Origin of the sequence: Variovorax sp. UMC13, assembly GCF_014170375.1 — a bacterium.
In the GTDB taxonomy this organism is placed as follows: Bacteria; Pseudomonadota; Gammaproteobacteria; order Burkholderiales; family Burkholderiaceae_C; genus Variovorax.
In genome coordinates this window covers 332,243-345,045 of record NZ_LZZW01000018.1, presented here as the reverse complement: position 1 = coordinate 345,045, position 12,803 = coordinate 332,243, and the positions used below count along the sequence as shown (strand labels likewise).

The 12,803-nt window shown below is 68.8% G+C and carries 12 protein-coding genes; 8 read left to right on the top strand and 4 right to left on the bottom strand.

Translation table 11 applies throughout. The features are described 5' to 3' along the window. Positions 1-83 precede the first annotated feature (83 nt). The 4 genes from A9977_RS16345 to A9977_RS16330 all read right to left on the bottom strand — a co-directional run bounded on the left by A9977_RS16345 (position 84) and on the right by A9977_RS16330 (position 4,905). The gene (locus tag A9977_RS16345) at positions 84-524 is read right to left on the bottom strand and encodes a molybdopterin-binding protein (RefSeq protein WP_183025909.1); all 441 of its coding nucleotides are present in this window, start codon (positions 522-524) and stop codon (positions 84-86) included. Between the two features lie 235 nt (positions 525-759). Further along, positions 760-2,397 carry a 3-(methylthio)propionyl-CoA ligase gene (locus A9977_RS16340; protein WP_183025908.1) on the bottom strand — a complete coding sequence of 546 codons (1,638 nt, stop codon included), beginning with the start codon at positions 2,395-2,397 and terminating at the stop codon, positions 760-762. Between the two features lie 34 nt (positions 2,398-2,431). Next, positions 2,432-3,664, bottom strand: a complete 1,233-nt coding sequence (locus A9977_RS16335) for an ABC transporter substrate-binding protein (RefSeq protein WP_183025907.1) — start codon at positions 3,662-3,664, stop codon at positions 2,432-2,434. 14 nt (positions 3,665-3,678) lie between these two features. Then, a complete protein-coding gene (locus A9977_RS16330) occupies positions 3,679-4,905 on the bottom strand; it encodes an ABC transporter substrate-binding protein (protein WP_183025906.1) in 1,227 nt (408 codons plus the stop codon). Between the two features lie 185 nt (positions 4,906-5,090). On the opposite strand from A9977_RS16330, the gene A9977_RS16325 reads away from it, so the two are divergent. Genes A9977_RS16325 through A9977_RS16290 form a run of 8 tightly spaced genes read left to right on the top strand, consistent with a single transcriptional unit; the run spans position 5,091 to position 12,388 of the window. Beyond that, positions 5,091-6,281, top strand: coding sequence for an acyl-CoA dehydrogenase family protein (locus A9977_RS16325; RefSeq protein WP_183025905.1), 1,191 nt, complete (start codon positions 5,091-5,093; stop codon positions 6,279-6,281). 19 nt (positions 6,282-6,300) lie between these two features. Next, complete coding sequence (locus A9977_RS16320; protein ID WP_183025904.1) at positions 6,301-7,404, top strand: acyl-CoA dehydrogenase family protein; 1,104 nt, start codon at positions 6,301-6,303, stop codon at positions 7,402-7,404. After that, the gene (locus tag A9977_RS16315) at positions 7,401-8,582 is read left to right on the top strand and encodes a CaiB/BaiF CoA-transferase family protein (RefSeq protein WP_183025903.1); all 1,182 of its coding nucleotides are present in this window, start codon (positions 7,401-7,403) and stop codon (positions 8,580-8,582) included. Before A9977_RS16320 ends, A9977_RS16315 begins: the two co-directional genes overlap by 4 nt. Before the next feature lie 28 nt (positions 8,583-8,610). Further along, the gene (locus tag A9977_RS16310) at positions 8,611-9,282 is read left to right on the top strand and encodes a nitroreductase (RefSeq protein ID WP_183025902.1); all 672 of its coding nucleotides are present in this window, start codon (positions 8,611-8,613) and stop codon (positions 9,280-9,282) included. Positions 9,283-9,284: 2 nt separating this feature from the next. After that, entirely contained in the window at positions 9,285-9,863 is a 579-nt protein-coding gene (locus tag A9977_RS16305) for a MaoC family dehydratase N-terminal domain-containing protein (protein ID WP_183025901.1), read from the top strand. A 5-nt stretch (positions 9,864-9,868) separates the two neighbouring features. Next, entirely contained in the window at positions 9,869-10,342 is a 474-nt protein-coding gene (locus A9977_RS16300) for an acyl dehydratase (RefSeq protein WP_183025900.1), read from the top strand. A gap of 43 nt (positions 10,343-10,385) precedes the next feature. After that, a complete protein-coding gene (locus A9977_RS16295; protein WP_183025899.1) occupies positions 10,386-11,381 on the top strand; it encodes a tripartite tricarboxylate transporter substrate binding protein in 996 nt (331 codons plus the stop codon). A gap of 20 nt (positions 11,382-11,401) precedes the next feature. Continuing rightward, positions 11,402-12,388: a tripartite tricarboxylate transporter substrate binding protein gene (locus A9977_RS16290; RefSeq protein ID WP_183025898.1), complete on the top strand. Its 987-nt coding sequence runs from the start codon at positions 11,402-11,404 to the stop codon at positions 12,386-12,388. The last annotated feature ends 415 nt before the right edge of the window (positions 12,389-12,803 follow it).

The following is a 12,803-nucleotide window of genomic DNA, read 5'->3' as shown; positions in this document are numbered from 1 at the left end:
CCCGGTCCCGTGCGTCGCGCACCTGCCCTGGCGACCGCGGCGTCGGTGTCGAGGCGCACGGCAGCATCCTCATCCGCACGGTCCTAGAGCACGTCGATCTGGCACAGCTGCCAGACCGCGTAGAGATAGAAGCTGTCGGAGCGCAGCTTGGAATCGCGGTCGAAGGGGAAGACCACGAAGATCGGCCCCTTGTCCGCGATCGGCAAGGGGGCGCCGTCCTTGGCGATGGCCAGGATCGCGCCGTTGCTGGCCAGGTCCTCGATGTCGGCCACCACCGCATAGTCGTTGAGCGCGATCAGCCGCACCCGGCTGCCCTTGGCCTTGAGCGAACTCAGGAAGGTGCCCACCGCCACGCCGCTGTAGGTGACCGGCGTCTTGTTCCAGGGAGTGGCCGTCTTGAAGGCGGTCTGCGGCATGGCCTGCAGCGCCTCGAGGTCGAAGCGCCGGTTGCCGGCCGCATCGGCGCCCTCGATGGCGCCGCGCACCAGCAGGATCGGCGCGCCGGCGATGGCGGGAGCCGACAAGCCGAGCGCCAAAGCGGAGGACCCCGCGAGGAAGGCGCGTCGGCTGACAGTTCTCATCATCGTAGTTCTCCGAAAAGTGTCCGGTGGTGCCACGATACATCGGCAACCCCGCCAGCGGAGACATCGTTTGCATTCGAGCATCCAGTGGGAAGCCCTTGCGGCCTGGACGATGAACGATTCTATAGAGACACGGGCGCACCGCGCGCCGGCCCCGCCGGACCGGCGGTGGCCTCGCTCACGCGGCGTCGAACACCCGGTCCTTGAACTGCTCGCGCAGCTTGGTCTTGAGCAGCTTGCCGGTCGCGGTGTGCGGCAGCGCATCGACGAAGGTCACGTGGTCGGGCAGCCACCACTTCGCGACCTTCTGCGCGAGGAAGGCCTGCAGCTCGGCGCCCGTGACCTCGGCGCCCGCGCGCCTGACGATCACCAGCAGCGGCCGCTCCTGCCACTTGGGATGCGGAATGCCGATCACGGCCGCCTCGGCCACCGCCGGATGCGCATTGGCCGCGTTCTCGAGGTCGATCGACGAGATCCATTCGCCGCCCGACTTGATCACGTCCTTGGCGCGGTCCACCAACTGCACGTAGCCGTCGGTGTCGACGGTCGCCACGTCGCCGGTCGGGAAGTAGCCCTCGGCGTCGAGCACCGGGCCGCCCTCGCTCTTGAAATAGCCGCTCGCGATCCACGGGCCGCGCACATGCAGGTGGCCGAAGGCCTGGCCGTCGTGCGGCAGCCGCTGACCGGCCTCGTCGACGATCTTGAGCTCCACGCCCCAGACGCCGCGGCCCTGCTTCATCTTGACCGTCGTCTGCGCCTCCTTCGACAGGCCGCGGTGCTTGGGCAGCAGGTTGCCGATCACGCCGATGGGGCTGGTCTCGGTCATGCCCCAGCCCTGCACGAAGTCGGCGCCGAAGTCGCGCTCGAAGCGCTCGATCATGCTGCGCGGCGTGGCCGCACCGCCCACGCCGATGCGCTTCAGGCCCAGGGCCAGCGTGTCGATCTCGGGATGTGCATCGAAGTACTGGAACTGCATCAGCCAGACCGTGGGCACGGCCTGCGAGAAGGTGACCTTCTCGTCGCGCATCAGTTCGTAGAGGCTTTGGCCGTCGAGCTTGGGACCGGGCATCACCAGCTTGGCGCCCGCCATCGCGGCCGAGTACGGCATGCCCCAGGCGTTGGCGTGGAACATGGGCACGGCCAGCAGCAGCGTCATGCCCGAGTTGACGTTGAAGGTGTCGGGCGCGCATTCCATCAGCGAATGCAGCACGGTCGAGCGGTGCGAATACAGCACGCCCTTGGGATTGCCGGTGGTGCCCGAGGTGTAGCACAGGGACGAGGCGGTGCGCTCGTCGAACTCGGGCCAGGTGTAGTCCTCGCTCTGCGCGGCGATCAGTTCCTCGTAGCACAGCAGGTTCGGCACATCGATCGCGGGCATGTGCGCGCGGTCGGTCATGGCCACGAAGGTGTGCACCGTCTTGAGCGCAGGCGCGAGCTGCGCCACCAGCGCGGCGAAGGAGATGTCGAAGAACAGCACCTGGTCTTCGGCATGGTTGACGATGTAGTCGATCTGCTCCGGGAACAGCCGCGGGTTCACCGTGTGCAGCACCGCGCCCGTGCCCGAGACGCCGTAGTACAGCTCGAGGTGGCGGTGCGTGTTCCAGGCCAGCGTGCCGACGCGCTGCCCGGGCGTGATGCCCAGCGCCTGCATCGCGTTGGCCACGCGCTTGGCGCGGCGCTGCACCTCGCGGTAGTTGGTGCGGTGCACCGGGCCCTCGACGGTGCGCGCGACGATCTCGGTCTCCGGGTGGAAGGTGGCCGCGTGATCGATCAGCGACGAGATCATCAGCGGGCGGTCCTGCATCAGTCCGAGCATTCTTGTGTCTCCGGTGGTTCTTTGGAAATGGCGCTCATTTGACGGCAATGGACTGGCCCATGGGCTCGAATTCCTTGCCGTTGAAGCGCACCAGCTGCAGCGTGCTGAAGGGCCAGTAGTCGGTGCTCGAGGTGTTGAGCGCCACGCCGGGCAGCAGCATGCCGGTGCTCACCGCCTTGAGGCTGGTGGCCTGCTTCAGCACGTTCTCGCGCGTCAGGTTGTCGCCCGCGGCCCGCAGCACCTGCTCCATCGCCTGCGCCACGCCGTAGCCGTACACGCCGGCGGCGTTGGTCACGTCCTGGTCGGGCGCGTATTTCTTCATGAAGGCCAGGAACTCCTTGGTGGCCGGGTCCTCGGCCCAGCGCGGCTGCGTCGCGTCCTTGAAGAAGGCCATGGCCATGATGCCGTTGGACTTGTCCAGGCCGGCCGGCTCCAGCGTCATCTTCACGTAGGCCGACACATAGGTCAGGTACTGCTGCTTGGGGCGCCAGCCGATGTCGTAGACCTTGCGGATGGCCTGCGCCGCGAAGCGCGCCGTGGCGAAGTTGACGAACACGTCGGCGCCCGAGGCCTGCAGCTTGATGATCTGCGAGTCGACCGTCGGGTCGGCGATCTCGAACGAGGCCTCGCCCACGATCATCGAACCCGCCTTGTCGCCCAGCCCCTTCTTCAGGCCCTTGAGCAGGTCCTTGCCGAAATCGTCGTTCTGATAGAGCACGGCGATCTTCGCGCCGGGCATCGTCTTGAGGATGTTCTTCGCGTAGAGGCTGCCCTCGCCCTCGTAGCTGGGCATGTAGGGCGTGGTCCAGGGGTTGTTCTTCGGGTCGTTGAAGCGGTCGGCGCCCACGCCCAGCAGCAGGTGCGGCACCTTCTTGGCGTTCATGTACCGCATGATGGCCGCGTTCGACGCCGAGCCGAGGTTGCCGTAGACGGCCAGCACCTCGTCCTGCTCGACCAGCTTGCGCACCACCTCGGTGGTGCGCGGCGGCGTGTACTGGTCGTCGTAGCTGATCAGCGTGACCTTGCGGCCGTTGATGCCGCCCTTGTCGTTGATCATCTTGAAGTAGGCCTCGTTGACCTTGCCGACGATGCCGTACGACGAGACCGGGCCGCTGTAGGGCATGGCCATGCCGAGCTTGATCTCGGTGTCGGAGGCGCCGGTGTCGTACTTCTTCTGAGCGAGCGCCATGCCGCTGCCCAGCAGGAGGGCCGCGCCGGCCAGCAGCAGCGCGGTGCGCCGAGGGAGGGTGTGGTTCTGTTGCGTCATGTCGTGCTCCGGGCTCAACGGCCCATCACCGGGCCGAAGGGCTCGTAGTGCGTGCCGGTGAAGCGCAGCAGCTGCATGCGCTCGATCGGGTAGAAGTCGTCGGCCGCGGTCTTCACGTCGATGCCCGGGTAGAGCATGGGCAGCGTGAGCTGCAGGTTGGCCGAGATCTTCATGATGTTCTCGCGCGTGAGGTTGTCACCCGCCTTGCGCAGCACGTATTCCAGCGTCTGGGCCGAGGAGTAACCCAGCACGTTGAGCGAATCCGTCATGTCGCCGCCCGGGTAGTACTTGGCCATGAAGGCCTTGTAGTCGTCGAATTCCTTGGTGTTCTTCCAGCGCTCGTCGGCCGGGTCGCGCAGGTAGGTGGCCGAGATCACGCCCTGGGCGTTCTCGTAGCCGGCCGGCTTGATCACGGCCGAGACCGACACCGACACGCTCGACAGGTACTGCGTGGGCTTCCAGCCGATGTCGGCCGCCTTGCGGATCGCCTGCGCCGCGAACTTGGGCGTGGTGATGCTGAAAAAGGTGTCGGCGCCCGAGGCCTTGAGGTTGACCATCTGGCTGTCGATGGTCGGGTCGGTCACCTCGTAGGTCGACTGCGCCACCACCATGCGCTTGGCCTTGTCGCCCAGCCCGTCCATGAAGCCCTTGAGGAAGTCCTTCCCGAAGTCGTCGTTCTGCATCAGGATCGCGATCTTCGCGTCGGGCTTGGTCTTCAGGATGTGCTCGGCGTAGATCAGGCCTTCGGTCTGGTAGGTCGGCTGCCAGCCCATGGTCCAGGGGAAGTCCTTGGGGTCGCCGAAGCGCGTGGCGCCGGTGGCCACGAAGAGTTGCGGCACCTTCTTCGCGTTCATGTAGCGGCGGATCGCCATGTTGTGCGCCGTGCCCAGCGGGCCGAAGAGCACCAGCACCTCGTCCTGCTCGACCAGCTTGCGCGCCTGCTCGACGGTCTTCGAGGGCGTGTAGGCGTCGTCGAGCGAGATGAACTCGACCTTGCGGCCGTTGATGCCGCCTTCGGCATTGATCTTGGCGAACCAGGCGCTCGCCGTCTTGCCGATCGTGCCGTAGGCCGAGACCGGGCCCGAGTACGGGACGATGTGGCCGATCTTGATCGTGGTGTCGGTGGCGCCGGTGTCGTAGCGCTTCTGGGCGTGCGCGGCGAACACCGCGGCCACGCCGAGCAGCAGCGCGGCACCGGTGCGCAGGAAGCTCTTCGACGGGCGGGAGGGGAATACGGGCATGACGGTCTCCTGGTTTTTTCTGTTGCGCCACGGTCGGCGTCGGGACGGATCGTAGGCAGCCGCTCCGGCCGGCGGCATCGTCGGAAGAGACGATTGAGAGGCCCGGGCCTTGGTCCTAGCATGGGCCGCACAACAGCCAGACCGGAGACAAGCCGCAGGCCCGCGCCTGCCGGCAGCCACAGCCGATGAACCTCAGTTCGACCCCGCGCTACGAAGCCTTCCGCCAGGAGATCCGCGCCTTCCTCCGGACCCACGGCCATCGCTCGGCCACCGCCCCGACCGCGCAACGCCCGCCCGCCGCCGCGCTGGCCTGGCAGCGCCTGCTGCTCGAACACGGCTACGCGGGCCGCACCGTGCCGCGCGAGTACGGCGGCTACGGCGCCGCGCCCGACGTGATGGAGGCCTACCTGATCACCGAGGAGTTCACCCGCGCCGGCGCCGCCCCGCCCCTGGGCAACCAGGGCATCTCGATGCTGGTGCCCACGCTGCTCGAACTGGGCACCGAGGCGCAGCGGCGCGAATGGATCGCGCCCACCTTGCGTGGCGAGGTGCTCTGGTGCCAGGGCTACTCCGAGCCCGGCGCCGGCTCCGACCTGGCGGCGCTGCAGACCCGTGCCACCGAGGACGGCGAGGATTTCCTGGTCAACGGCCAGAAGATCTGGACCTCGACCGCGCACGTCGCCGACATGATCTTCTGCCTGGTGCGCACCGAGCCCGGCGCGGCCAAGCACGCAGGCATCAGCTACCTGCTGTTCTCGATGCAGACGCCCGGCATCGCGGTGCGCCCGCTCCAGACCATGACCGGCCATGCCGAGTTCAACGAGGTCTTCTTCACCGACGTGCGCGTGCCCCGGCAGCAGATCGTGGGCCGGCGCGGCGAAGGCTGGAAGGTGGCCAACGCCACCCTCAAGCACGAGCGCGGCTCGCTGGGCAATGCCGCGGTCACGACCCAGCGCTACCAGGAGCTGGTCGAGCTGATGCAGGCCGAGACCGTCGACGGCACGCGGCTGATCGACCTGCCGGTGCTGCGCGACCGCCTGATGCGGCTGCAGGGCCAAGTGCTGGCGCAGAAGTGCCACGGCCTGCGCCTGCTCACCGCGGCCGCCGCGGGCGAGGACCTGGGCCTGGCGGCGTTGGTCGTGAAGCTGCAGGGCTGCGAGCTGCGCCACCAGCTGGCCGGGCTGGCGATCGACGCGCTGGGCGAGCTCGGCCTGCTGATGCACGGCAGCCCGCACCTGCGGGCGCAGGCGATCTGGCAGGAGCGCTACATGTTCGACCTCGGCCTGATCATCGGCGGCGGCACCGCGCAGATCCAGAAAAACATCATCGCGGAACGCGGCCTCGACATGCCGCGCGAGCCACGCCTGGCCGCCTGACGCGCACGGAGACCCCCTCATGGAATTCGCACTTTCCCCCGACCAGCGCGCCCTGCAGGACAGCGTGCGCCGCAGCCTCGAACGCGCCTGCCCGCTCGAGCGCGTGCGCGCCGTGGCCGCCACCGACGAACCGTTGGACCGCGCGGTGTGGCAGACCCTCTGCGAGATCGGCGTGCCCGCGCTGCTGGTGCCCGAGGCGCACGGCGGCCTGGGCCTGTCGCTGCTCGATGCCGCACTGGTCGCCGAAGAACTGGGTCGCCATGTGGCGCCCGTGCCCTTCCTGGGCAGCGCGGTGCTTGCGCCGCTGGCCCTGCGCGAGGCCGGCAGCACGGCGCAGCAGGCCGAATGGCTGCCGCGCCTGGCCCGCGGCGACTGCATCGCCGGCGTGGCCATCGCCGAGCGCGTGGCCGGTGCGCGCGACGGCGCGGGCGTGCAGGCCGGCGATGGCCGAGTGAACGGCAGCGCGCTGTTCGTGCTCGACGCGGCGCAGGCCGATGTCTTCATCGTGGCCGACCGCAGCGGCGGCCTGCACCTGGTCGCCGCCGATGCACCGGGTTTGCAACGCGCAGCCCTGCGCAGCATCGACGCGACCCGCCCGCTGGGCGAGTTGGCATTCGACAACGTGCCCGCGCAGGCCCTGCCCGGCGCCACGCCCGTCACGCTGGCGCGGCTGCGCAGCGCCGCCTGGGCCCTGCTCGCCGCCGACACGCTCGGCGCGAGCTGGGCCATGATCGACCAGGCCGTCGCCTATGCGAAGGAGCGCCGCCAGTTCGGCCGCGTGATCGGCTCCTTCCAGGCGGTGAAGCACCTGTGCGCCGAGATGGCCGCGGGACTGGAACCCGGCCGCGCGCTGGTCTGGTACGCGGCCCATGCCTTCGACGCGCTGCCCGGCGAGGCCGAGCTGCTGTCGGCACATGCCAAGGCCCACCTGTCGGAGACCGGCACCTTCGTTGCGCGCACCGCCACCGAGGTGCATGGCGGCATGGGCATCACCGACCTGCTGGGCCTGCACTTCTGGTTCAAGCGCATCGGCTTCAACCGCCAGGTGCTGGGCGGCCCCGAGCGCCTGCGGCAGCACGCCGCGCAACTCCAAGATTTCGAAGCAAGGAAGGAAACAACATGACATCGCCCCGCATGCTCGAAGGCCTGCGCGTCACCGACCTCACGACGGTGATCTTCGGCCCCTACTGCACGCAGATCCTGGCCGACCTCGGCGCCGAGGTGATCAAGGTCGAGCCGCCCGAGGGCGACAGCATCCGCATCATCGGCACGCCGCCGCACACGCCGCTCATGAGCCCGGTGCACCTGCGGCTCAACCGCGGCAAGCGCTCGGTCGACTGGGACCTGAAGAGCGAGGCCGGCCGCGCCGCCATGCACCGGCTGATCGAGACCAGCGACATCTTCATCCACAACGTGCGCAGCGACGCCATCGCCCGCGCCGGCCTGTCGTACGAGGAGGTGCGCGCGATCCGGCCCGATGTGATCTACGTGCACTGCACCGGCTTCGACCAGCGCGGCCCCTACGCCAAGCTGCAGGCCTACGACGACATCATCCAGGCCGCCTCGGGCGTGGCCTCGCTGCCGCCGCGTGTCGACGGCAACCCGCAGCCGCGCTACGTGCCGATGACCATGGCCGACAAGGTCTCGGGCCTGCACGCGGCCTATGCGGTGCTGGCCGCGGTGATCCACCGGCTGCGCACCGGCGAGGGCCAGAAGGTGGAGGTGCCGATGTTCGAGTCGGTCACCAGCTTCAACCTGGTCGAGCATCTGTGCGACATGACCTTCGTGCCGCCCACCGGCCCCTCGTGCTACCCGCGCCAGGTCGACCCCACGCGCCAGCCGATGAAGACCCGCGACGGCTACCTCGCCCTCGCGCCCTACCTCGACGAGCGCTGGGTGCGCTTCTTCGAGGCCACCGGCCATCCCGAGGTGCTGCAGCAGCCGCCGTTCGCCGACAAGGCGCTGCGGCGCAAGAACACCAGCCGCATGTACGAGGCCGCCGCCGCGATCCTGCCCGAGCGCGGCACCGACGAGTGGCTGGAGATCCTGCGCCTGGCCAACATCCCGGCCATGCGCGTCAACGACATCGACGACCTGCCCACCGACCCGCACCTGCAGGCCACCGGCCTGTTCCGCCAGCGCACCCACCCCACCGAGGGCGAGTACCTCGAGGTGCGCCCGCCGGTGCAGTTCTCGGCCTTCGACTACGCCGAGCTGGGCCATGCGGCCGCCTCGGGCCAGCACAGCGCCGAGGTCGCGGCCGAACTGGGCGTCGTGATGCCGAAGCGCGACGCACACTGAGCTCCCCTCTTCCACCATCGGACATCCCATGAACATCCAGGACGCGATCGCCAGCCGCCGCTCGGTGCGCCACTTCCTCGACCGGCCCGTGCCGCCCGACACCCTCCGGCGCGTGCTCGAACAGGCGCTGCGCGCCCCTTCGGGCGGCAACCTGCAGCCCTGGCACCTGCACCTCGTGGGCGGCGAGCGGCTGGCCGAACTCAAGGCGCTGATGCGCGAGCGCGTGCAGCAGGCCCCCACCGGCGAAGGCAGCGAGTACGACATCTACCCGCGCGAGCTGGTGTCGCCCTACCGCGACCGGCGCTATGCGGTGGGCGAGCAGATGTACGCGCGGCTGGACATCCCGCGCGAGAACAAGGCCGCGCGGCTGCAATGGTTCGCTCGCAACTACCAGTTCTTCGGCGCGCCGCTCGCGCTGTTCTGCAGCGTCGACCGCCGCATGGGGCCGCCCCAATGGTCGGACCTGGGCATGCTGCTGCAGAACGTGATGCTGCTGCTGCGCGGCGAAGGCCTGGACAGCTGCGCGCAGGAATGCTGGGCGATCTACCCGAAGACCATCGGCAGTTTTCTCGCGCTGCCGGTCGAGCGCATGCTGTTCACCGGCATGTCGATCGGCTATGCGGACCCGGACCATGCGCTAGAGGGCTTCATGACCGAACGTGCGCCGCTGGCCGAAGTTGCCGAGTTCATCGGAATCTAACCATGGCCGCACCCGACACCGACTGGCAAGCCGCCTGGCAGCCCCTGGTCGCCCGCGTGGGCGAGGACTTCGGCAGCGCCGAGACCTTCCACGGCGCCGACGCCATCGACCCCAGCGCGGTGCGCCGCTACCTCGAGGTGCTGGAGTTCGACTGCCCGCTGCACACCGACGCGGCCGTGGCACAGAAGCACGGCCATGCGGCGCCCAGCGTGCCGTCGACCAGCCTCATGACCTGGACGCTGCCACCCATGTGGTCGCCCGGCCAGCCGCCCATCTTCAGCAGCGACGCGCGCGACGCCGAGCCCGAGCGCAGCCCGCTCAAGGGCGTGCGCCCGCCCGGCATGCCGCCGACCAGCGCCTACATGGCGACCGACTACGAGGTCGACTACCTGCGGCCGGTGCACGTGGGCGACCGGCTCGCGCGGCGCGGCAACCGCCTGGTGCGCTGCCAGCCCAAGGCCACCCAGGTCGGCCGCGGCGCCTTCACCACCTGGGAATACGAGATCGTCGACCAGCACGCCGAGGTCGTCGCGCGCTGCCGCTTCAGCATGTACCACTACAACCCCCACGCCGCCGCATGAAGCGCATGAGCCATGAACCCAACCCCGTCATCGACTGGACCCGGCAGCGCACCTGGAGCGAGATCGCGGTCGGCGACACGCTGCCTCCGCTGCGCTTTCCGCTGACCGTCTACCGCATGGTGATGGCCGCGGGCGCGAACCGCGACTTCAACGCCATCCACCACAACACCGAACATGCGCAATCCACCGGCGCGCCCGAGATGTACGCCAACGTGATGTTGCTGCAGGGCATGTGGGAGCGCACGGTGCGCGAGTACATCGGCCTGGCAGGCACGCTGCATGCCATCCGCGGCTTTCGCATGAGGTCCTTCAACACCGCGGGCGACACGGTGGTGGTGCAGGGCCGCGTCGAGCGCAAGTGGATCGACGAGGGCGCCGACGCGGCGCAGCGGCACCGGCTCGAACTCCAGGTCTGGAGCGAGAACCGGCACGGTGTCTCGGTCGGGCCGGGGGCCGTGGTCGTGAGCCTGCCGGCCTGAATCGTCGCCCCCCAAGCCAGAAGAACAACCCCGGAGACAACCCATGAACGAAGACACCCGCCTTTCGCGCCGCCACGCGCTCGCCCTGCTGGGCGGCGCCCTCACGGCCGGCACGGCCCTGCCATCGATGGCCCAGCCCGCGGCCTGGCCCAACAAGCCGATCCGCATGATCGTGCCCTATGCCGCGGGCGGCGGCACCGACGTCTTCGCACGGATCGTGGCCGACGGCCTGGGCCAGCGACTGGGCCAGACCGTGATCGTCGACAACCGGCCGGGCGGCAACGGCATGATCGGCATCACGGCGGTGCAGCGCGCGCCCGCCGACGGCTACACGCTGCTGTTCTCGCTGACCTCGATCATTCAGAATCCGCTGCTCTACCCCAACGTGGGCTTCGACCCCTTCAAGGACTTCGTGCCGGTGTCCGAAGTCGGCCGCCAGCCCATCGTCTTCACCGTGAGCAACAAGCTCGGCGTCGACACCCTCGAGGGCTTCATCAAGCTCGCCAAGGCATCGCCGGGCAAGTATTCCTACGGCTCGTACGGCAACGGCTCGAGCGCGCACCTCTATGCCGAGGTGCTGCAGGACGCGGCCGGCATCCGGCTGCTGCACGTGCCGTACAAGGGCGAGACACCGGCCATCACCGACCTGCTGGGCGGCAACGTCGATGCGGTCTTCGTCTCGGCCAAGGGCGTGGGCCAGCACGTGGCGGCCGGCAAGGCCCGCTCGCTGGCGGTTGTCGGCACCGCGCGCGCGCCGCTGGCCACCACGGTGCCGACCTTCAAGGAACTGGGCTTCGCCGGCATGGACTCGGTCGGCTGGTTCGGCCTCTACCTGCCCGCGGGTGCCGCACCGGAGATCACGAAGCGCCTGTCGACCGAGGTCGCAACCGTCGTGCAGGGCGCGGACGCCGCCGCGCGCATCGATGCGATGGGCATCATCCCGGTCGGCAGCACGCCCGCGCAGCTGACCGCGACCATGCGCGCGGACCACGAGCGGTGGCGCGGGGTGATCCAGGCGAAGAACATCCGGCTCGAATGAAGAAACGCGAGAGGCACCCGATGGCACACCGCTCGCTCACCCTGGCCCTGGGACTGGCCCTCGGCGCACTGACCATGCTCCCCGCCGCGGCGCAGGCCACAGCCGCCGACTACCCCACGCAGACCGTCACGCTGCTCGTGCCCTTCCCCGCCGGCGGCATCACCGACAACATCGCCCGCCTGGTCGCCCAGGAACTGGGCACGGCCTGGGGCAAGCCCGTGGTAGTCGACAACCGCGTCGGCGCCAGCGGCACCATCGGCGCCGCGGCCGTGGCCCGCGCCCCCAAGGACGGCCACACGGCCCTCTTCACCATCACCACCCACGTGCAGATGCCGGCGCTGCGGCGCGCCCTGCCCTACGACGCGGTCAAAGACTTTGCCGCGGTCTCGCAGATCGGCATGTCGACCTCGGCCCTGGTCGTGACGCCCGACTTTCCCGCAACCACGTTGAAGGAACTGGTCACCGTCCTCAAGGCCGAACCCGGCAAATACGCCTACGGCTCGACCGGCGTCGCGACCACCTCGCACATTTATGGCGAGCTGTTCAAGAAGGAAGCCGGCGTCGACATGCCGCACGTGCCCTACAAGGGCGCGGCGCCGATGGTGACGGACCTGCTCGGCGGCCACATCCGCGTCGCGGTGCTCGACACCGGCACCGCGCTGCCCTACCTGCAAAGTGGCAAGCTGCGCGCCCTCGCAGCCCTGGGCACGCGCCGCTCCGAAGCGTTACCTCAAGTTCCGACCTTCCAGCAGGCCGGCTATGCCGGCTTCGAGCCCTATGCCTGGATCGGCCTGTTCCTGCCCGCCGGCACACCGCAGGCCCGCATCGACAAGATGTCTAGCGCGGTGGCCGCGATCATTGCCAGGCCCGAAGTGCAGAAGAAGATGCGGGAGATGAACATCGAGCCGGTGGGGAGCACTGCGGCGGAGTTTTCGGTGGTGTTGCGGGAGGATGCGGGGACTTGGAGGCGGGTGATTGAGGGGACGGGGATTCGGGTGGAGGAGTGAGGGGATCGAGGATCTCAAGGCGCGGCCGGATTTCAGAATCGGTCGGCGCCTCCATTCAGACCTGGCTGGACCGGTTAGGAGCGGCAGCACCGACGACAGCGGAGCCGCCACCTCGATATGCTCATTCTTCCTCACCAGAGTCGGAGGCTAGAGAAGCCGCGATCTCTGTTCGTCACGTATGCAATGCGGCACGTCTAGCCGCACGCAGAACAGGAGATCGTGGCAGGCAGCCGCTAGATCTGAAGCTCCAATAGGTCGTATCCGGTGTTCATCCGGAGTGGGTTTGAGAAACTGGAAAGTCGCCAAACACCCGATCCACTCAGGAGGAGCAACCGGACGAACATCCATAAGCATGCCCGACCGTTGCCCGCAGACTCGAGACTCAAGCAGATGAGCTTCGAATGCCTCGATGCCG

Bases quoted from the DNA above. Each gene is read 5' to 3' on its own strand.
- A9977_RS16340 (WP_183025908.1), bottom strand. From the start codon at position 2,397: ATGCTCGGACTGATGCAGGACCGCCCGCTGATGATCTCGTCGCTGATC.
- A9977_RS16295 (WP_183025899.1), top strand. From the start codon at position 10,386: ATGAACGAAGACACCCGCCTTTCGCGCCGCCACGCGCTCGCCCTGCTG.
- A9977_RS16315 (WP_183025903.1), top strand. From the start codon at position 7,401: ATGACATCGCCCCGCATGCTCGAAGGCCTGCGCGTCACCGACCTCACG.
- A9977_RS16330 (WP_183025906.1), bottom strand. From the start codon at position 4,905: ATGCCCGTATTCCCCTCCCGCCCGTCGAAGAGCTTCCTGCGCACCGGT.
- A9977_RS16320 (WP_183025904.1), top strand. From the start codon at position 6,301: ATGGAATTCGCACTTTCCCCCGACCAGCGCGCCCTGCAGGACAGCGTG.
- A9977_RS16300 (WP_183025900.1), top strand. From the start codon at position 9,869: ATGAGCCATGAACCCAACCCCGTCATCGACTGGACCCGGCAGCGCACC.
- A9977_RS16310 (WP_183025902.1), top strand. From the start codon at position 8,611: ATGAACATCCAGGACGCGATCGCCAGCCGCCGCTCGGTGCGCCACTTC.
- A9977_RS16305 (WP_183025901.1), top strand. From the start codon at position 9,285: ATGGCCGCACCCGACACCGACTGGCAAGCCGCCTGGCAGCCCCTGGTC.
- A9977_RS16290 (WP_183025898.1), top strand. From the start codon at position 11,402: ATGGCACACCGCTCGCTCACCCTGGCCCTGGGACTGGCCCTCGGCGCA.
- A9977_RS16335 (WP_183025907.1), bottom strand. From the start codon at position 3,664: ATGACGCAACAGAACCACACCCTCCCTCGGCGCACCGCGCTGCTGCTG.
- A9977_RS16325 (WP_183025905.1), top strand. From the start codon at position 5,091: ATGAACCTCAGTTCGACCCCGCGCTACGAAGCCTTCCGCCAGGAGATC.